This window comes from uncultured Methylibium sp. (assembly GCF_902826655.1).
Classification (GTDB): domain Bacteria; phylum Pseudomonadota; class Gammaproteobacteria; order Burkholderiales; family Burkholderiaceae_C; genus Methylibium.
Window position 1 is genome coordinate 1 of the sequence record NZ_CADEFR010000061.1, and the last position, 19,505, is coordinate 19,505.

The window sequence follows — 19,505 nt, forward strand, 5'->3', positions numbered from 1 at the left end:
TCGAGCAGGATCACCACGTCCTTCTTCAGCTCGACCAGGCGCTTGGCGCGCTCGATCACCATCTCGGCGACCTGCACGTGGCGTGCGGCCGGCTCGTCGAAGGTGGAACTGATGACCTCGCCGCGCACGGTGCGCTGCATCTCGGTCACTTCCTCGGGCCGCTCGTCGACCAGCAACACGATCAGGTGCGCGTCGGGGTGGTTGGCGACGATGGCATGCGCCAGGTGCTGCATCATCATCGTCTTGCCGCTCTTGGGCTGCGAGACGAGCAGGGCGCGCTGGCCCTTCCCGATGGGCGCGACCAGATCGATGATGCGGCAGGTGATGTTCTCGTCGCTCTTGATGTCACGCTCGAGCTTGAACTGCTCCTTGGGGAACAAGGGCGTCAAGTTCTCGAACATGATCTTCTGCTTGTTCTCCTCGGGCGTGATGCCGTTGACGATGTCCACCTTGACCAGCGCGAAGTAGCGCTCGCCGTCCTTGGGGACGCGGACCTCGCCTTCGATCATGTCGCCGGTGTGCAGGTTGAAGCGGCGGATCTGGCTGGGGCTCAGGTAGATGTCGTCGGTCGAGGCCAGGTAGCTGGCGTCGGGCGAGCGCAGGAAGCCGAAGCCGTCGGGCAGCACCTCGAGCACGCCGTCGCCGAACACCTGCTCGCCGCCCTTGGCGCGCTTCTTCATGATCGCGAACATCAGCTCCTGCTTGCGCATGCGGCCGGTGTTCTCGATCTCCAGCGTCTCGGCCATCTTGACCAGTTCGCTGATGTGCTGGGTCTTCAGTTCGGATAGATGCATCGTGAGCACCCTGGGTGCAGTCGTGTCGGCCTCGGGAGCGGCCATCACCGGGATCGGCCCGTCGCCGGGTCGATGCGAGCCCGCTCCTTGCGGAGCCGGTTCATTCTGGATTCTGGGAGGGGGTGCCGACTCCACGCGCCGGGGTGCGGCGTGGCGGCAATCTCGCTGGTGTCGAGGGCAGGCGGGTGGCCTCGCCCTGCGACACGATTGACTGGATTATAGGTGGCCGTCGAGGAAGGCCGTCAACTGCGACTTGGACAGCGCGCCGACCTTGGTGGCCGCCAGTTGACCGCCCTTGAAGAGCATCAACGTCGGGATGCCGCGGATGCCGAACTTGGCCGGGACGTCGCGGTTCTCGTCGACGTTCATCTTGGCGATCTGCAGCTTGGCGCCGTAGTCCTTGGCCACCTCGTCGAGGATGGGCGCGATCATCTTGCACGGACCGCACCATTCGGCCCAGTAGTCCACGAGCACCGGCGTGCCGGACTTCAGCACATCGTCCTCGAACGACGCGTCGGATACATGCTTGATGAGTTCGCTGGCCATCTTCGGTCCTTTGACGGGGTCTCGTCCCTGAGCGCTGTGCCCAGGCGACGCGGCACAATGATTTTGACACAAGGCCTTCACAGGCGCGGCGGCGCCAAGGGCTTGTCCATCGCGGCAACCAAGGAAGGATCGCACCCCTGAACCGTCCGTCGAACACCGGCCCGTCGCAGTGCCAGCTCGAGGCGGGCCTCGACGTGGCGGGCTGCTGGGCGCGGATCGCCGACGAGGTCGCGGCCTTCGCGCAGCGCGAGGGCGTCGCCACGCGCGACCTCGTGGTGCTGCTGCCCTTTGCCCAGCACTTGCCGCTGGCGCGTGCCGCCTGGTCGGCGCGCGCCGCGGCGCAGTGGATGCCGCGCTTCGAGACCACGCGGACGCTGGCGGAGTCGCTGGCGCCGCCTCGCGCGCCCGACGACGGGGCCCCGACCTTCGACGCGGCGACCGACCGCTTGCTCGTCGCCCGGATGCTGGGGGGCAGTGCGCCCGATTGGCCGCAGCGCGATGCACGCGGCTTCGACCTCGCGGTGCGACGCGTCGTCGACCTGAGCCACGCGCTGGCCCGCGCCCGCGCGGCCCGGCCGCCCGCCGAGCGCAGCGCCTGGACGGCGGCGGCGCGCGAGCGACTGGCGGGAACCGGCGGTCCGGCGCAGGCCGAGCGATCCCTCGCGCGGCTGGCGCTCGAGTGGTCCCTGGCGGCAGCGACCGATGCCGCCGACGCCTTGTTCGCGTACCGCCCGGCCGCCTGGGTCGCGCTGCGCGTCGGGGCGCGCGAAGCGCTGACCGAGGCGCTGCTGTGCGCGTCCGGGGTGCCGGCCCTGTGGCTGGACGCGGATTTGCCTCTGGCGTCGTCGCCCGATGGCCGGGTGACGGTCGCTGCCTGTGACGACTTCGAGGACGAGGCCCAGCGCACCGCTGCGACGGTGCTCGAGCACCTGCGGCGCGGCGACGCCGAGGCCGCGCCGGTCGCCCTGATCGCGCTGGATCGCGTGCTGGTGCGTCGCGTGCGTGCGCTGCTGGCGCGTGCTGGCGTGCCGCTGGCCGACGAGACCGGCTGGAAGCTCTCCACCACGCGCGCCGCGGCGCGCGTGCTGGCGCTGCTGCGTTCGGCCGGTCCGCGGGCCGAGGTCGACGAAGTCGTCGACCTGCTGAAATCGCTGCCGGACACGACCGGTGTCGACGCGCTCGAGTCGGCCCTGCGCGCCGCGGGTCGGGCGCTGGTCGTCGAAATCGACGCCGAACGCCTGCCCGACGCGGCGCACCCGGCGTGGCAGCGCTGGCTCGCGATGTCCGACCCCCTGCGCGCCGCGGGCCGCGATACGCTGGCCGGCTGGCTGGCCCGGCTGGCCGAGGCACTGCGGCGGGGTGGCCTGATCGACGAACTGTCGGCCGACGCGGCCGGCGTGCAGGTGCTCGCAGCCCTGCGCTGCGACCTGGGCCGACAGGACGTCGGCTTCCTCGCGATCGCGTCGGCGACACGCTTCCAGGCCGGCGCCTTCGTCGCCTGGGTGGATGGCGTGCTGGAGCAGGCGCCGTTCCGGCCGCCCGAGGATGCGGCGGCGCAGGTGGTCGTCATGCCGCTGGCACGAGCCGCGCTGCGCCCCTTCGGAGCGATCGTCTGCCCGGGCACCGACGCGGGCCATCTGGGCGCCGGGGCGGCACCCGAGCCCCTGCTGGGCGATGCGCTGGCCATCGCGCTGGGCCTGCCCGGCGTGGCGACGCAGCGTGACGCAGAACGTTTCGCGTTCGCCCAGCTCGCCCGCGAGCCCAGGCTGACCCTGCTGCACCGTCGAGGCGACGGCCGCGAGCCGATGACCGCCAGCCCGCTGCTGCGCCGCTGGCAGCTCGCCGCCGCACGCGCAGGGCGGCCCCTGGCGACGGCCGCAGACCCGCGGGTCCAGCGCAGGCTCCAGCCGCGACCCACGCCGCGGCCTCGGCCCGCGGCGCCGGCGTTGCTGCCGGACCGCCTCAGCGCCAGCCGCTACGAGCACCTGCGTGCCTGCCCCTATCGCTTCTATGCCGCCGCGATGCTCCGTCTTGAAGAGGTCGAGGAGCTCGACGACGAGCTGGAGAAACGCGATGCCGGGACCTGGCTGCATGCGGTGCTGCAGCGCTTCCATGCCGAGCGGTCGGCCACCGCGGACACCGAGGCCGACGTCGAACGACTGCTCGTGATCGCGGCCGAGGACGCGCAGCGCCACTTCGGCAGCGGCCCGGCCGCGGCCGACTTCCTGCCCTACGCGGCCTGGTTCGAAGGCCTCGCGCCGGCCTACATCGACTGGCTGCACGCCGCCGAGGCCGAAGGCTGGGCCGTGCAGGCCAGCGAGCTCGACCTGCGCGCACCGCTCGCGATCGGAGACCGTGAGCCGCTGACGCTGCAGAGCCGCCTCGATCGCGTCGATGGCCGCCGGGTCGTCGGCGGCGACGAAGCCGGCTCGCACCGGCGCCTCATCGACTACAAGCTGCGCGGCAAGGGCGCGCTGCAGACGCAGGTCCGCGTGCCTCTCGAGGATACGCAGCTCGCCTTCTACGCGGCGCTGCTCGGCGCTGCCGAAGGCTGGCCGGACGGCGGTCTGGAGGCCGGCTACCTGGCACTCGACGGCCGCGACGGCGTTGCCTGGGTCGCCCACCCGGACGTGGCCGACAGCGCGCAGGCCCTGGTCGACGGCCTGGGTAGCGACATCGCGCGGCTGCGCGCCGGTGCGCCGCTGCCGGCCCTGGGCGAAGGCGCGGCCTGCGACCACTGCGCGGCGCGCGGCCTGTGCCGGCGCGACTTCTGGGAGCCGTCGCGGTGACGCCGGCCTATCGCATCGACGGCGCGCCGGTCGACGATGGCGCCTTCTACCGCGTCGCCTGCGACCCGCGCCGCAGCGTCGTCGTCGAGGCCTGCGCCGGCGCCGGCAAGACCTGGATGCTGGTGTCGCGCATCCTGCGCGCACTGCTCGACGGCGCCGAGCCGCAGCAGATCCTCGCGATCACCTTCACGCGCAAGGCCGCCGGCGAGATGCGCGAGCGCCTGGGCGCGCTGCTGCAGGAGATGGCGCTCGCCACGCCGGCGCAGCGTGTCGAGGCGCTGCGCGCGCGGGGTCTCGATGAAGCGCAGGCGCGGGTCGCCGAGCCGCGACTCGCGATGCTGGCAGAGCGGCTGCTCGATGGCGGGCGCGGCGTCGAGATCCGTACCTTCCACGGCTGGTTCGGGCAACTGCTGCGCGCCGCGCCCGCGGCCTTGCTCGAAGCGCAGGGACTCACGGCCGAGGTCGCGCTGCTCGAGGACACCGAGGAAATCGAGCCGCGCCTGTGGCGCCGCTTCCTGCAGCTCGTCGCCGGCGACGCGGGGCTGCGCGCGGACCACGCGACGCTGGTGCGGCAGCGCGGCCGCAGCGTCGCGCGCGACTGGCTGCGCGCTGCTCTGATGCAGCGCGCCGAGATCGAGCGCGCCGATGCGGCCGGGACCTTCGAGCGCAGCGTGCCGCGTGCGGCCGACTGGGCCCCGGCCTTCGCGGCCTGGGTCCAGCCGGGCGAAGCCCTGCGCGCCGACCCCTTGAACGGACCCCTCGCCGACCTCGCACGCCGCCTGGGCGCTGCCGGTGGCAAGAGGGCGCGCGATACCGCGACGGCGCTCGAGCGTGCGCTCCAGACAGCGGACTTCGATGCGGCCTGGTCGGCGCTGGTGACCGTCCAGGGCACGCCGCGCAAGCTGGGCGACGAGCATGCCGATGCGATGGCGGCGGCTTTCGACGCGCTCGTGGCCGTGCGCGACGCGATCGAGCAGCAGGCCGCCCACGAGGAACACCTGCGCCTGGTGCGCCTGTCGCGCGCGCTGCTGGCGGCCTACCGCGCGCTCAAGCGCGACGAAGGTATCGCCGACATGGCCGACCTCGAAGCCTGTGCCGAGCGCCTGCTGGCCGACGCCGAGCTGTCGGGCTGGGTGCAGGAGCGGCTCGATGCGCGACTCTCGCACCTGCTGATCGACGAGTTCCAGGACACCAACCCGACCCAGTGGCGGGCCCTGCACGCCTGGCTGGCCGGCTACGCCGGCGCGGGCGGCGGCGCGAGCGGGCAGCGGCCGCTCGCGGTCTTCCTGGTCGGCGATCCGAAGCAGAGCATCTACCGCTTCCGTCGCGCCGACCCGCGGGTCTTCGGCGAAGCCCGCGCGTTCGTGCGCGAGGCGCTGGCCGGCGTCCATCTCAGTTGCGACCACACGCGGCGCAATGCGCCGGCGGTCGTCGAGGCACTGAACGCAGTGTTCGGACGCCTCACGGCCGATGGCGACTACACCGGATTCCGCCCGCACAGCACGGCCAGCGATGCGGCCGGCATCGTTCGACGCCTGCCGGCCGTGGAACGCACGAAGGCCGAGAAGCTCGCTCCGTCGACCGTCTGGCGCGACAGCCTGCAGACCCCCCGCGTCGTGGTCGAGGAGGCGCTGAAGCTCGTCGAGGCGCGCCGCGTGGCCGACGCGATCGCGCGCTGCCTTGCCGGCGCCGATGGCCTGCCGCCGCTGAACCCGGGCCAGGTGATGGTGCTGGCGCGCAAGCGCGCGCCGCTGCAATGGGTGGCCCAGGCACTGCAGGAGCGTGGCATCCCGTGCAACGCGCCGGCCGAGCACGCGCTGGCGGACCTGCCGGTGGCGCGCGACGTGATCGCGCTGCTGGATGCGCTGGTGTCGCCGCGTCACGACCTGTCGCTGGCGCATGCGCTCAGGAGCCCGGCGTTCGGTGCCGACGACGCCGACCTGCAGGCGATCGCCATGGCCGCCCGGCAGCGGCAGCCGGCCGCGTCGTGGTGGGAGGCGTTGATGTCGGGCGCCGGCAGCGGCAGCCCGGCGCTCGACCATGCCCGCGCGCTGCTGCCGGCCTGGGCCGCTGCGGCCCGCGCCTTGCCGCCGCACGACCTGCTCGACCGGATCGTCCACGAGGGCGAACTGCCGGCCCGCGTGGCGGCCGCCGTGCCGGCCGCGCAGCGCGGCCTCGCCCTGGCGACGCTGGATGCCTTGCTGGCCCAGGCGCTGGACCTCGACGGCGGGCGCTACGCCACGCCCTACCGCTTCGTGCGCGCGCTCAAGCGCCGGCCGCTGACGCTGCCGCCCGGTGCCGCGCCGCAGGCCGTGCAACTGCTGACCATCCATGGCGCCAAGGGCCTGGAGGCCGAGGCGGTGTTCCTGGTCGACGGCCTGCCCGAGGCGCCGAAGGCCGGTACCGCCACGCTGCTGATCGACTGGCCGGCCGACGAGCCGCAGCCGCGGCGCTGTGCCTTCGTCGCCAGCGAGACCCGCTGCCCGCCATCGCTGCGGGACCTGATGGCCGAGGAGCAGGTCGGGCGGGCGCGCGAGGAGCTCAACGGTTTGTACGTCGCGATGACGCGGGCGAAGGCGCGCTGGGTCGTCAGCGCTACGCAGCCGCATCGCCCCGACCCGCAGCCTGGCCCCTGGCAGCGTGCAGCCGACGCGGGGGTGGCGCCGCATCACGAGGACGCCGAGGCCAGCGCAGCGCCGGGTGGTGCCGAAGCGAGCTTCACGCTGGCCGAACTGCCGGCGCTGCCGCGTCGCGCGCTGCCCCCGGTGTCGGCGCCGGCCGACGACGACGAAGTCGCGCGCCTGGGTCGCGCAGTCCATCGCGTGCTGGAGTGGTTGCCCGAGCCGGCGGCGGTCGACGAGGCGGCGCGGGCCGCCGCGCTGCAGTTCGCGCTGCCCGCCGAAGCGGCCGCGCGCGTCGCGGCGCTGGCGCGCACGGTGCTGGGCAGCGCCGCGTGCCGCCGCTTCTACGACCGCACCGCGCTGCAGTGGGCCGGCAACGAGGTCCCGCTCGTGTGGCAGGGGGCGTCGCTGCGCATCGATCGCCTGGTGGCCTTGCGCGGGTCGCAGGGGCCGACCTGGTGGGTGCTCGACTACAAGCTGCAGCACGCGCCGCAGGCCATCGAGGCCCATCGCGCGCAGCTGGCCGGTTATCGCGATGCGGTGCAGGCCTTGCAGCCCGGCGAGGCCGTGCGGGCGGCCTTCATCACCGGCGCCGGTGAGCTCATCGAGCTCTGACGGCTAGAGCAGGTGGGCGGCCGCGATGCCGGAACGCACCGCCCCCTCCAGCGTGGCCGGGTAGGGGCCGTCGATGTAGTCGCCGGCCGCCAGCAGGCCCGGTGCCACCGCGGCCGAAGGTCGGCGCAGGCGGGGGATGCACAGGAAGGTGGCGCGCTTCTCGGCGAGGCTCCGCAAGGGCCGCCAGTGCGCGCCGGGGTGCAGCGTGGCGAGCTGGGTCCGGGCCTGGGCCAGCACCGCCGTCGTGGTCGCGTCGAGCCCGCGCTCGACGGCGCGCGCGGCGCCGCTGATGACGAAGGCGAAGACGCCGGCCGCGCCGGGCTCGCGGTCGCGCAGTTGCGCCAGGTCGAACACGTACTGCGCCGGTGCGGCGTCGTCCGGGTCGAGCGCGAGCATCGGTGCCGGCAGGCGCAGGCCCTCCGTGCGCAGCAGCACGGTGACGATGGGTTCGTGGCGGATCCGGCCGGCGCGCGTGGCCCAGTCGGGCGCGTGCGGGCTCGCCAGTCGTGCGGCTTCACCGGCGGGGCAGGCCAGCACGACGCGGTCGTGCGCGACGCCGTCCACGTCCCACTCGCTGTGGCCGCGTTCGATCGACTCGACGCGCCGGCCGCGCAGCAGCGCGGCGCCGCGGGCTTCGAGCCAGCGCCAGGCCGGCTCGGGCCAGAGTGTGCCGAGATCGACGCGCGGCAGCAGCAGGTCCGAGGCGCCCGGCCCCGCGAACAGCGCATCGCGCAGCACGCGCAGGAAGACGCCGGCGCTGGCCTGGTCGGCCGGCGTGTTGAGCGCCGCCACGCACAGCGGGTCGATCAGTTGGCGGCGCACGGTCGGCGGCAGGCCGGCGCACAGCTCTGCGACGGTCAGCTGCGGCGCACAGCGAAAGCGCCGTGCCAGCCAGCCACCGGCGGCGCGCAGCAGCGCCAGGCGCTCGCCGATCGACCAGCCATGCGCGGCCAGCACGCCGCGCACGAAGGCGGGCAGCGCGGCTCCGGTCGGCAGCCGCAGGCCGCGGCCCTGCGCGTCCAGCAGCGTCAGCGGCAGGCGCTGCAGCACCTGCTCGGGATCGACGCCGACCTGCCGCATCAGGCGCAGCGTCTGCGTGTAGGCGCCGATCAGGATGTGCTGGCCGTTGTCGACCGGGAAGCCGAGGTCGTCGATCGGCACGCAACGCGCGCGCCCGCCGGGAATGGCCGCCATCTCGTACAGCGTGACGCTGTGGCCGAGCGAGCAGGCCTCGACCGCGGCCGCCAGGCCGGCCCAGCCGCCACCGACGACCGCGACGCGCAGCCGCGCCGGACTCACCGCTCGCGCCAGTTCGTCTGCCACGCCAGCCACAGCTTGCGCAGCGGTGTCAGGCTCACGCGCTGGTGCAGCACCTGGAAGCCGCCGGCCTCGATCTCGCGCAGCAGCGTGCGGTAGATCTCCGCCATCATCAACCCGGGGCGTTGCGCACGCCGTTCCTCGGCGGGCAGGGCGGCCAGCGCCTCGTCGTAATAGCGGTGCGCGCGTGCCGCCTGGAACTTCATCAGTGCGGTGAAGCGCTCGCTGTAGCCCCAGGGCGCCTCGCGCTGGAGCAGCTCGGACGCCTTCACCTCGAAGCGCTGCAGCTCGGCGACCGGCAGGTAGATGCGGCCACGTCGTGCATCGTCGCCGACGTCGCGGATGATGTTGGTCAACTGGAAGGCGCGGCCCAGCGTGTGCGCGTAGCGCAGCGTGGCCGGTGACAGCGTCGTGCCTGGCGCGTTGCCGAAGATGCCGGCCGCGACCTCGCCGACCACCCCGGCGACGAGGTGGCAGTAGCGCAGCAGCGCGGTCTCGTCGAGGTAGCGCGTCTGCGTGAGGTCCATCTCGCAGCCGTCGATCACCTGCGACAGGTGCTCGGCGCGGATGCCGTGGTCGGCGGCCAGCGGCATCAGCGCCTGCAGCACCGGGTGGTGCGGGCGGCCGTCCCAGGCCTCGGCCACGGCCTTGCGCCACCACGCCAGCTTGGTGGCGGCGACGCCGGGATCCGACACCTCGTCGACGACGTCGTCGACCTCGCGGCAGAAGGCATAGAAGGCCGTGATCGCCGCACGGCGCGTCGGTGGCAGGAAGAGGAAGGCGTAGTAGAAGCTGGAGCCACTCGCGGCGGCCTTGTCCTGCACGTACTGTTGCGGCGTCATGGCAGCGTCATGGCGGAGGCGTGGATCGTGTGCGGTCGGGCGGCGGCGCGGATGATTGTCACTCCCACGCGCGCCGCTGCGGCGGCGGGCGCATCCACAGCGCGCGCCAGGCGATGCGCGGCACGTCCAGCGGACCGAGGCGTGGGCGCCGTCGCAGGGTGGCGTACTGCAGCGCCGCGATCCGGTCGAGCAGACGCAGGCCGCCCTGCACGACCCCGCGCAGCTCCCAGCCGGCGCGCCCGGGCACGCGGTGCACCAGCGGTGCGCCACGCAGCATCAGCGAGCGGGCCCATTCGCATTGGGACTGCAGCAGCGCACGGGTCGCCGGCGTGTCGGCCTGCGAGAACAGATCGTCCTCGCCGACGCCGTGCGCCGCGCACTGGTCGAGCGGGATGTAGAGGCGGCCGCGCGGCAGGTCCACGCTCGGGTCCTGCCAGAAGTTGATCAGCTGCAGCGCCGTGCAGACGGCGTCGGACTGCAGTCCGGCCTGCGGTTCGTCGATGCCGTACAGGTGCAGCAGCAGGCGACCGACGGGGTTGGCCGAGCGGCTGCAGTAGTCCAGCAGGTCGGCGCGGTCCGCATAGCGCGTCTTCACGACGTCCTGCTCGAAGGCGCTGAGCAGGTCCTCGAGCAGATTCAGCGGCAGGCCATGGGAAGCGATCGCCGCCGCCAGTGGCGCGAACACGCCGGCCCAGCGCGGCGCGGGCCCGCCGCCCTGGGCCACCCAGCGCAGTTCGGTGCGGTAGGCCGCCAGGTCTGACAGTCGCTCGGCGGGCGAGGCGCTGCCCTCGTCGGCAATGTCGTCGGCGGTGCGTGCGTAGTGGTAGATCGCCGCGATCGCGGGCCGCAGCGCCGGGGGGCACAGCAGCGAGGCGACGGGAAAGTTCTCGTAATGGTCGACGCTCATCGGCGCGGCCGATTGTCCATGCAGGCGCGTCGAGCGCCGGCGCTGCAGCCATTGACAGCCGCCCCGATGCGAATCTATATTACTGACCAGTCAGTCATTAACGACGATCGTCCTGCCGGTGCGGCGTGCCGCCCGCCAGCTTCGATCGACCTCCCGCTTCCTCCTGCAAGGGTGAGCCATGAGCCTGCCGGTCCGCCGTTTGATCGCCATCAGCCTGATCCTGCCGCTGCTGGCCGCCTGCTCGAAGACCGAGCCCGCCGGGGAGCCGGTGCGTGCCGTGCGCACGCTCACGGTCGCGGCCGGCTCGGCCGGCGGCGCCCACGAGTACGCGGGCGAGGTGCGGGCGCGCATCGAATCGCGGCTGGGCTTCCGCGTCGGCGGCAAGCTCGTGCGGCGTCAGGCCGACCTGGGCGACACGGTCAAGGCCGGTCAGGTCCTCGCGCAGCTGGATCCGCAGGATCTGCGACTCGGCCAGGACAGCGCACGCGCCGCGCTGGCCTCGGCGCAGGCCAGCCACGCGCTGGCCGAGGCCGACTACAAGCGCTACCAGGAGCTGCTGGCGCAGGGCTTCATCAGCGCGGCCGAACTGGAGCGGCGCGACACCACGTTGAAGGCGGCACGCGCCAGCCTGGAGCAGGCCCGTGCGCAGGCCGCCGTGCAGGGCAACCAGACCGGCTATGCGACGCTCGTGGCCGATGCCAGCGGCGTGATCACCGCCGTCGACGCCGAGCCGGGCCAGGTCGTGGCGGCCGGTGCGCCGGTGCTGCGGCTGGCCCACGACGGCCCGCGCGATGTGGTGTTCTCGGTGCCGGAAGACCGTGAAGCGATGGTGCGCGCACTCGAAGGCCGGCCCGGCGCGCTGCGCGTGCGCCTGTGGGGGTCGACCGAGACGCTGCCGGCCACCGTGCGCGAGGTGGCCGCCGCGACCGATGCGGTGACGCGCACCTTCCTCGTGAAAGCCGACGTCGGTCGCGCGCCGTTCAAGCTCGGGCAGACCGCGACCGCCCTCGTCGACCTGCCGCGCAGCGACGGCGTCATCAAGCTGCCCTTGTCCGCGCTGGTCGAGGCCGACGGCAAGACGTCGGTGTGGCTGCTCGATGCCGCGTCGATGACGGTGAAGACCCAGCCGGTGCAACTGGCGGGTGCCGAGGGCAACCAGGCGATCGTCGCCGCGGGTCTTGCGCCCGGGCAGGAGGTGGTGACGGCGGGCGTCCACGTGCTGACGCCCGGCCAGAAGGTGCGTCGCTATGTCGAGGCGGGCGCCTCGCAGGCGTCGCGCTGAACGGGTGGGGCCGGGCATGAACACACGCGCCGAACCGTCGAAGGGCTTCAACGTCTCCCGCTGGGCCCTGGAGCACCCGGAACTGACCCGCTACCTGATGGTGGTGTTGATGGTGCTGGGCTTCGCGGCCTACTTCCAGCTCGGGCAGGACGAGGACCCGCCGTTCACCTTCCGCGCGATGGTCGTGCAGGCCTTCTGGCCCGGCGCGACCGCGCAGCAGATGGCCGAGCAGGTGACCGACAAGATCGAACGGGCGCTGCAGGAGGTGCCCTACACCGACAAGATCCGCAGCTACACCAAGCCCGGCGAGTCGCTGACGATCTTCCAGATCAAGGACAGTGCGCCGCCGAAGGAGGTTTCCGGTGTCTGGTACCAGGTGCGCAAGAAGATCGGCGATATCCGCGGCAGCCTGCCGCCGGGCGTGCAGGGGCCGTTCTACAACGACGAGTTCGGCGACGTCTACGGCTCGATCTACGCGCTGACCGCCGACGGCTTCTCCGACGAGGAGCTGCGCCAGCAGGCCGAGAAGCTGCGCTCGCGCTTCCTGCACGTGCCGGACGTGGCCAAGGTCGAGCTGTTCGGCGTGCAGACCGAGAAGGTCTTCGTCGAGATCTCGCAGAAGCGCCTGGCGCAGCTGGGCATCGACCTGAACGCGGTGCTGGCGCAGCTGTCGGCGCAGAACGCGGTCGAGGGCGCCGGCACGATGACGACCGCCGGGCAGACCGTGCAGATCCGCATCGGCGGCCAGTTCAACTCGATCGACGAGCTGAAGATGTTCCCGATCCGTGCCGTGAACACGGGCACCGGAGCCGCGAGCAGCCTGCGCCTGGGCGACATCGCCGACATCCGCCGCGCCTACATCGATCCGCCGAGCGTCAAGGTGCGTCACCAGGGCAAGCCCGTGATCGCGCTCGGCATCTCGATGGCCCGGGGCGGCGACATCATCGAGCTCGGCCGGCGCCTCGGCGCGGCCGCGGCCGAGGCCCAGGCCGGCCTGCCGGTCGGCATCGAGCTGAGCCGCGTGCAGGACCAGCCGAAGGCGGTGTCGCGCTCGGTCGGCGAGTTCGTGCGGGTGCTGATCGAGGCGATCGTCGTGGTGCTGGCGGTCAGCTTCGTCGCGCTGGGCCTGCACACGCGGCCGCTGCGCCTGGACGTGCGGCCGGGGCTGGTCGTCGCGATCACCATCCCGCTGGTGCTGGCGATCACCTTCGTCACGATGTACTACTGGGGCGTCGGCCTGCACAAGATCTCGCTCGGCGCGCTGATCATCGCGCTGGGCCTGCTGGTCGACGACGCGATCATCGCGGTCGAGATGATGGTGCGCAAGATGGAGGAGGGCTACGACAAGGCGCGTGCCGCCACCTTCGCCTACGAACTGACGGCGATGCCGATGCTGACCGGCACGCTGATCACGGCGGCCGGCTTCCTGCCGATCGGCCTGGCCCAGTCGGTGACCGGCGAGTACACGTTCGCGATCTTCGCGGTGACGATCGCGGCGCTGCTGATCTCGTGGTTCGTGTCGGTCTACTTCGTGCCCTATCTCGGCACGCTGCTGCTGAAGGTCAAGCCGCACGAGACGCGTGAAGGCGAGAGCGAGCAGCCGCACGAGCTGTTCGACACGCCCTTCTACGCGCGCTTTCGCCGGCTGGTGAACTGGTGCGTCGCGCACCGCTGGATCACGATCGGCGCCACGGTGGCGAGCTTCGCGCTCGGCATCGTCGGCATGGGCAAGGTGCAGCAGCAGTTCTTCCCGGACTCGAGCCGGCCCGAGATCATGGTCGACCTCTGGCTGCCGGAGGGGTCGGCCTTCGAGGCGACCGAGGCGGTGGCCCGGCGCTTCGAGGCGCGCATGCTGAAGGAGCCGGGCATCGAGGCCGTCTCCACCTGGGTCGGCACCGGCGTGCCGCGCTTCTATCTGCCGCTGGACCAGATCTTCCCGCAGTCGAACGTGACGCAGTCCATCGTGCTGCCCAAGGACCTGGCCACGCGCGAGAGTCTGCGCAAGAAGCTGCCGGCGCTGCTGGCCGAGGAGTTCCCGGAGGCGCGCGGCCGCGTCAAGCTGCTGCCCAACGGGCCGCCGGTGCCGTATCCGGTGCAGTTCCGCGTGGTCGGCGAGGACGTGAAGGCGGTGCGCGCCTGGGCCGACGAGGCCAAGGCCATCCTGCGCGCCAATCCCAACATGCGCGGCGTCAACGACAACTGGAACGAGCAGGTCAAGGTGCTGCGGCTCGAGATCGACCAGGACAAGGCGCGCGCACTCGGCGTGAGCAGCCAGGCCGTCGCGCAGGCCTCGCGCACCATCCTGTCGGGCACGACCGTCGGGCAGTACCGGGAGGGCGACCGGCTGATCGACATCGTGCTGCGCCAGCCGATCGAGGAGCGCGACACGCTGACGGACCTGGGCAACGGCTACGTCCCCACGGCCAGCGGCCGGTCGGTGCCGCTGACCCAGATCGCGAAGGTCGGCTTTTCGTGGGAACCGGGCGTGCTGTGGCGCGAGGGCCGCCACTATGCGGTGACGGTGCAGGGCGACGTGGTCGAGGGCCTGCAGGGCGCCACGGTGACCGCGCAGGTCTGGCCGGAACTGCAGGCGCTGATGAAGCGCATGCCGGCCGGGTACACGATCGAGATCGCCGGTGCCGTCGAGGAGAGCAGCAAGGGTCAGGGGTCGATCGCGGCCGGCGCGCCGCTGATGCTCTTCATCATGTTCACGCTGTTGATGCTGCAGCTGCACAGCTTCAGCCGCGCGGTGCTGGTGTTCCTGACCGGGCCGCTGGGCATCGCCGGCGTTGCCGGGGCGCTGCTGCTGCTGAACCGGCCGTTCGGCTTCGTCGCGCTGCTGGGTGTGATCGCCCTGATCGGCATGATCATGCGCAACTCGGTGATCCTGATCGACCAGATCGAGCAGGACCGCGCCCGCGGCGTGCCGACCTGGACCGCGATCGTCGAGTCGGCGGTGCGGCGCTTCCGGCCCATCGTGCTGACGGCGGCGGCGGCGGTGCTGGCGATGATCCCGCTGTCGCGCAGCGTGTTCTGGGGGCCGATGGCGGTGGCGATCATGGGCGGGCTCATCGTCGCGACGGCCCTGACCCTGCTGGCGCTGCCGGCCATGTATGCGGCCTGGTTCCGGGTCAAGCCGGCCGACCAGGAAAGGCCGGCCGCGATCGCGGGCTAAAATCTCGCCCCTACCGAACCGGTCGAGGCGACGAAGGGGCAGCGTGCCCCTTCGTCGCTTTGCGCGCGGGTGGCGAAATTGGTAGACGCACCAGGTTTAGGTCCTGACGCCCGCAAGGGTGTGCGGGTTCGAGTCCCGCCCCGCGCACCACGGCAAGCACCTTTCAGTCCAGCAAGAGAGCAACGATCATGGCTGTCACCGTCGAAACCCTCGAGAAGCTCGAGCGCCGCATCACCCTCACGCTGTCGGCGGACACGATCAAGAACGAGATCGAGTCGCGCCTGAAGCGCCTGGCCAAGACGGTCAAGGCCGACGGCTTCCGGCCCGGCAAGGTGCCGATGAGCGTGGTCGCGCAGCGCTATGGCTACTCGGTGCAGTACGAGGTGATGAACGACAAGGTTGGCGAAGCCTTCAGCAAGGCGGCCAACGAGGCCCAGCTGCGCGTCGCCGGCGCTCCGCGCATCAGCGAGAAGGACGGCGCGCCCGAGGGCGAGCTGGCGTTCGACGCGACCTTCGAGGTCTATCCCGAAGTCAAGATTGGCGACCTGTCCGGTGCCGAGATCGAGCGCGTCACGACCGAGGTCACCGACGCGGCGATCGACAAGACCGTGGACATCCTGCGCAAGCAGCGCCGCACCTTCCAGCAGCGGCCGGCGGCCGAAGGCGCCGTCGACGAGGATCGCGTGACGATCGACTTCGAGGGCAAGATCGACGGTGTGCCCTTCGAGGGCGGCAAGGCGGAAGGCTTCCAGTTCATCCTGGGCGAAGGCCGCATGCTCGAAGCCTTCGAGAAGGCGGTCCGCGGCATGAAGGCCGGCGAATCCAAGACCTTCCCGCTGCAGTTCCCCGAGGACTACCAGGGCAAGGATGTCGCGGGCAAGGAAGCCGACTTCCTGGTGACGCTGAAGAAGGTCGAGGCCCAGCACCTGCCCGAGGTCAACGAGGCCTTCGCCAAGTCGCTCGGCATCAAGGAGCCGACCGTCGAGGGACTGCGCGCCGACATCCGCAAGAACCTCGAGCGCGAGGTCAAGTTCCGCATCATCGCGCGCAACAAGGGCGGCGTGATGGACGCGCTGGTCAAGGTGGCCGAGCTGGATCTGCCGAAGGCGCTGGTGCAGAACGAAGTCGAGCGCATGGTCGCCAACGCCCGCGCCGACCTGAAGCAGCGTGGGATCAAGGACGCCGACAACGCGCCGATTCCGGCCGAGATGTTCACCGAGCAGGCCGAGCGCCGCGTGCGCCTGGGGCTGGTCGTGGCCGAGCTGGTGCGCAGCAACCAGCTGCAGGCCCGTCCCGACCAGATCACCGCCCACATCGAGGAGATGGCGCAGAGCTACGAGAAGCCCGACGAGGTGAAGCGCTGGTACTTCGGCGACACCCAGCGGCTGGCCGAGGTCGAGGCGGTGGTGATCGAGACCAATGTCACGGATTTCGTGCTCGGCAAGGCGAAGGTGGTCGACAAGCAGGTGCCCTTCGACGAGCTGATGACCTGAGCGGTTTCGCCGCTGCCCTGAGGGCGCCGCGCCGCGAGGCCGGCGCCTTTTTGCTGTCCGGGATCGCCCCTCTTGAGGCGACATAATCGATCCGCATCTACCAGACTTCTTCTTCGCCAAGGACATCCATGAGCGCGCTGGACACACAAAGCCTGGGCATGGTGCCCATCGTCATCGAACAGTCGGGCCGCGGCGAGCGTGCCTACGACATCTATTCGCGCCTGCTGCGCGAGCGGGTCATCTTCCTGGTCGGTCCGGTCAACGACCAGACCGCCAACCTGGTGGTGGCCCAGTTGCTGTTCCTGGAGAGCGAGAACCCGGACAAGGACATCTCGCTGTACATCAACTCGCCGGGTGGGTCGGTGAGCGCGGGGCTGTCGATCTTCGACACCATGCAGTTCATCAAGCCGGACGTGTCGACCCTGTGCATGGGCATCGCGGCGAGCATGGGCGCCTTCCTGCTGGCCGCCGGCGCCAAGGGCAAGCGTTTCGCGCTGCCGAACTCGCGCGTGATGATCCACCAGCCTTCGGGCGGCGCCCAGGGCCAGGCGACCGACATCGAGATCCAGGCGCGCGAGATCCTCAAGCTGCGCGAGAGTCTTAACGGCATCCTGGCCGACCGCACCGGTCAGACGCTGGAGAAGATCCGCGCCGATTCCGAGCGCGATTACTTCATGTCGGCCGCCGAGGCTCAGACCTACGGCCTGATCGACAAGGTGATCGACAAGCGCAGCTAGTTGCCCGGGTAACTGGGTGGAGAACGGGGCCTTTTTCACGGACAAGGCCCCGTTTTCTTTTCACTTATCATGGGTGTGACGTACCCGACGGCCTTGCCCCATGCCAGAGAAAAAAGGCTCCTCCAGCGAAAAGGTCCTGTACTGCTCGTTCTGCGGGAAGAGTCAGCACGAGGTCAAGAAGCTGATCGCCGGCCCCTCGGTCTTCATCTGCGATGAATGCATCGAGCTGTGCAACGACATCATCCGCGACGAGGTGCCCGCCGAAGGCCCGGAGGCCAAGGCGGCCAAGAGCGATCTGCCGGTGCCTGGCGAGATCAAGTCCAGCCTCGATCAGTACGTGATCGGCCAGGAGCCGGCGAAGCGCACGCTGGCGGTGGCGGTCTACAACCACTACAAGCGGCTCAAGCACATGCAGGCCGGCGGCAAGCGCGAGGACGTCGAGCTCGCCAAGAGCAACATCCTGCTGATCGGCCCGACCGGGTCAGGCAAGACGCTGCTGGCCCAGACGCTGGCGCGGCTGCTGAACGTGCCCTTCGTGATCGCCGACGCGACGACGCTGACCGAGGCCGGCTACGTGGGCGAGGACGTCGAGAACATCATCCAGAAGCTGCTGCAGAACTGCAACTACGACGTCGACCGGGCCCAGCGCGGCATCGTCTACATCGACGAGATCGACAAGATCTCGCGCAAGGCCGACAACCCCAGCATCACCCGCGACGTGTCGGGCGAGGGTGTGCAGCAGGCGCTGCTGAAGCTGGTGGAAGGCACGATGGCCAGCGTGCCGCCGCAGGGCGGCCGCAAGCATCCGAACCAGGACTTCCTGCAGATCGACACGACCAACATCCTGTTCATCTGCGGCGGCGCCTTCGACGGCCTGGAGAAGGTGATCCAGAACCGCTCCGAGAAGTCGGGCATCGGCTTCGGTGCGACGGTGAAGACCAAGTCCGAGCGCAAGGTCAGCGAAGTGTTCCGCGACGTGGAGCCCGAGGATCTGATCAAGTTCGGCCTGATCCCCGAACTGGTCGGCCGCCTGCCGGTGGTCGCGACCCTGGGCGAGCTGACCGAAGACGCGCTGGTGCAGATCCTCACCGAGCCGAAGAACGCGCTGGTCAAGCAATACCAGAAGCTGTTCTCGATGGATGGCGTGGACCTGGAGATCCGCCCCTCGGCGCTGACCGCGATCGCCAGGAAGGCCCTGGCGCGCAAGACGGGCGCTCGCGGCCTGCGCTCCATCATGGAGCAATCGTTGATGGACACGATGTTCGAGCTGCCGACGATGGAAGGCGTGCAGAAGGTCGTGCTGGACGAGCACACGATCGAAGAGCATTCGAAGCCGCTGCTGGTCTACCGGGAGCAGAAGGCCAGCGCCTGAGATCCGGGACCTTGTCGATGCGGTCCGATCAGCGAGCCGCATCCCCTGGGGGCCTTCAGCCCGGCCCCAGTCTTGCAATCCCCCGCTCGAGCTCCATCTGAGCCCGAGAAAGAGAGCCCACCATGTCCGGACACCCCGTTCTTCCCGCCGAGCCGATCACGCTGCCGCTGCTGCCGCTGCGCGACGTCGTCGTGTTCCCGCACATGGTCATCCCGCTGTTCGTCGGGCGGCCGAAGTCGATCAAGGCCCTCGAGGCCGCGATGGAAGCGGGGCGCCAGATCATGCTGGTCGCCCAGAAGGCTGCCGGCAAGGACGAGCCGAAGTCCGATGACATGTTCGACATCGGCTGCGTCTCCAGCATCCTGCAGATGCTCAAGCTGCCCGACGGCACGGTGAAGGTGCTGGTCGAGGGTATGCAGCGCGCTACCACGAAGCGCATCGACGACAGCGGTGAGTTCTTCACCGCCGAGGTCGTGCCGATGCCGCCCGAGGCCGGCGTCTCGCCCGAGGTCGAGGCCCTGCGCCGTGCGGTGACTCAGCAGTTCGACCAGTACGTCAAGCTCAACAAGAAGATTCCGCCGGAGATCCTGACGTCGATCGCCGGCATCGACGACGCCGGCCGGCTGGCCGACACCATCGCCGCCCACCTGCCGCTGAAGCTCGAGAACAAGCAGTCCATCCTGGATCTCGACTCGGTCAACGAGCGGCTCGAGAAGCTGCTCGAGCAGCTGGAGCACGAGGTCGACATCCTGCAGGTCGAGAAGCGCATCCGTGGCCGCGTCAAGCGCCAGATGGAGAAGAGCCAGCGCGAGTACTACCTGAACGAGCAGGTCAAGGCGATCCAGAAGGAGCTCGGCGAGGGCGAGGAGGGCGCCGACCTCGAGGAGCTCGAGAAGAAGATCGTGGCCGCCAAGATGCCCAAGGAGGCGCGCAAGAAGGCCGAGGCCGAGCTGAAGAAGCTCAAGCTGATGTCGCCGATGAGCGCCGAGGCGACGGTGGTGCGCAACTACATCGA

Annotated in this window: 13 protein-coding genes and 1 tRNA gene; 9 read left to right on the top strand and 5 right to left on the bottom strand. The window is 70.8% G+C overall.

Annotated elements, in window-relative coordinates; genetic code table 11:
• Positions 1 to 794: transcription termination factor Rho (gene rho / locus QZV97_RS17295; RefSeq protein ID WP_295645395.1), on the bottom strand; the 794-nt coding region annotated here is incomplete at its 3' end.
• Positions 795 to 1,010: 216 nt separating this feature from the next.
• On the bottom strand, positions 1,011 to 1,340 hold the full coding sequence (gene trxA / locus QZV97_RS17300) for a thioredoxin TrxA (RefSeq protein WP_295645398.1): 330 nt from the start codon (positions 1,338 to 1,340) through the stop codon (positions 1,011 to 1,013).
• A 194-nt stretch (positions 1,341 to 1,534) separates the two neighbouring features.
• Here trxA and QZV97_RS17305 point away from each other — a divergent pair, with 194 nt between their 5' ends.
• Positions 1,535 to 4,129, top strand: coding sequence for a PD-(D/E)XK nuclease family protein (locus tag QZV97_RS17305; protein ID WP_295645401.1), 2,595 nt, complete (start codon positions 1,535 to 1,537; stop codon positions 4,127 to 4,129).
• A complete protein-coding gene (locus QZV97_RS17310) occupies positions 4,126 to 7,365 on the top strand; it encodes an exodeoxyribonuclease V subunit beta (RefSeq protein WP_295645403.1) in 3,240 nt (1,079 codons plus the stop codon). The genes QZV97_RS17305 and QZV97_RS17310 overlap by 4 nt, the downstream gene beginning before the upstream one ends.
• Positions 7,366 to 7,368: 3 nt before the next feature.
• Here QZV97_RS17310 and hpnE read toward each other — a convergent pair whose 3' ends face one another.
• From hpnE to hpnC, 3 genes are read right to left on the bottom strand one after another with little or no spacing between them, the layout of a single operon-like run.
• A complete protein-coding gene (hpnE, locus tag QZV97_RS17315) occupies positions 7,369 to 8,688 on the bottom strand; it encodes a hydroxysqualene dehydroxylase HpnE (protein WP_366558915.1) in 1,320 nt (439 codons plus the stop codon).
• Positions 8,661 to 9,524, bottom strand: coding sequence for a presqualene diphosphate synthase HpnD (gene hpnD, locus QZV97_RS17320; protein WP_295645409.1), 864 nt, complete (start codon positions 9,522 to 9,524; stop codon positions 8,661 to 8,663). The genes hpnE and hpnD overlap by 28 nt, the downstream gene beginning before the upstream one ends.
• A gap of 58 nt (positions 9,525 to 9,582) precedes the next feature.
• A complete protein-coding gene (gene hpnC / locus QZV97_RS17325) occupies positions 9,583 to 10,431 on the bottom strand; it encodes a squalene synthase HpnC (protein ID WP_295645412.1) in 849 nt (282 codons plus the stop codon).
• Between the two features lie 178 nt (positions 10,432 to 10,609).
• On the opposite strand from hpnC, the gene QZV97_RS17330 reads away from it, so the two are divergent.
• The 7 genes from QZV97_RS17330 to QZV97_RS17360 all read left to right on the top strand — a co-directional run.
• Positions 10,610 to 11,713, top strand: coding sequence for an efflux RND transporter periplasmic adaptor subunit (locus QZV97_RS17330; RefSeq protein ID WP_295645415.1), 1,104 nt, complete (start codon positions 10,610 to 10,612; stop codon positions 11,711 to 11,713).
• A gap of 16 nt (positions 11,714 to 11,729) precedes the next feature.
• Positions 11,730 to 14,888: an efflux RND transporter permease subunit gene (locus QZV97_RS17335; protein WP_295645418.1), complete on the top strand. Its 3,159-nt coding sequence runs from the start codon at positions 11,730 to 11,732 to the stop codon at positions 14,886 to 14,888.
• Between the two features lie 63 nt (positions 14,889 to 14,951).
• A tRNA-Leu gene (locus QZV97_RS17340) sits at positions 14,952 to 15,038 on the top strand.
• Between the two features lie 38 nt (positions 15,039 to 15,076).
• Positions 15,077 to 16,381 (top strand): trigger factor, encoded by a 1,305-nt coding sequence (gene tig, locus QZV97_RS17345; protein ID WP_295645421.1) that lies wholly within the window; start codon positions 15,077 to 15,079, stop codon positions 16,379 to 16,381.
• Positions 16,382 to 16,509: 128 nt separating this feature from the next.
• The gene (gene clpP, locus QZV97_RS17350; RefSeq protein WP_295645423.1) at positions 16,510 to 17,118 is read left to right on the top strand and encodes an ATP-dependent Clp endopeptidase proteolytic subunit ClpP; all 609 of its coding nucleotides are present in this window, start codon (positions 16,510 to 16,512) and stop codon (positions 17,116 to 17,118) included.
• A gap of 100 nt (positions 17,119 to 17,218) precedes the next feature.
• Complete coding sequence (clpX, locus tag QZV97_RS17355) at positions 17,219 to 18,490, top strand: ATP-dependent Clp protease ATP-binding subunit ClpX (RefSeq protein WP_295645426.1); 1,272 nt, start codon at positions 17,219 to 17,221, stop codon at positions 18,488 to 18,490.
• A gap of 122 nt (positions 18,491 to 18,612) precedes the next feature.
• The coding region (locus QZV97_RS17360) for an LON peptidase substrate-binding domain-containing protein (protein WP_295645427.1) at positions 18,613 to 19,505 on the top strand (893 nt) is incomplete at its 3' end.

Coding starts and splice junctions, on each gene's coding strand:
- trxA (WP_295645398.1), bottom strand. CDS start 1,340: ATGGCCAGCGAACTCATCAAGCATGTATCCGACGCGTCGTTCGAGGAC.
- hpnD (WP_295645409.1), bottom strand. CDS start 9,524: ATGACGCCGCAACAGTACGTGCAGGACAAGGCCGCCGCGAGTGGCTCC.
- hpnC (WP_295645412.1), bottom strand. CDS start 10,431: ATGAGCGTCGACCATTACGAGAACTTTCCCGTCGCCTCGCTGCTGTGC.
- QZV97_RS17330 (WP_295645415.1), top strand. CDS start 10,610: ATGAGCCTGCCGGTCCGCCGTTTGATCGCCATCAGCCTGATCCTGCCG.
- QZV97_RS17335 (WP_295645418.1), top strand. CDS start 11,730: ATGAACACACGCGCCGAACCGTCGAAGGGCTTCAACGTCTCCCGCTGG.
- tig (WP_295645421.1), top strand. CDS start 15,077: ATGGCTGTCACCGTCGAAACCCTCGAGAAGCTCGAGCGCCGCATCACC.
- clpP (WP_295645423.1), top strand. CDS start 16,510: ATGAGCGCGCTGGACACACAAAGCCTGGGCATGGTGCCCATCGTCATC.
- clpX (WP_295645426.1), top strand. CDS start 17,219: ATGCCAGAGAAAAAAGGCTCCTCCAGCGAAAAGGTCCTGTACTGCTCG.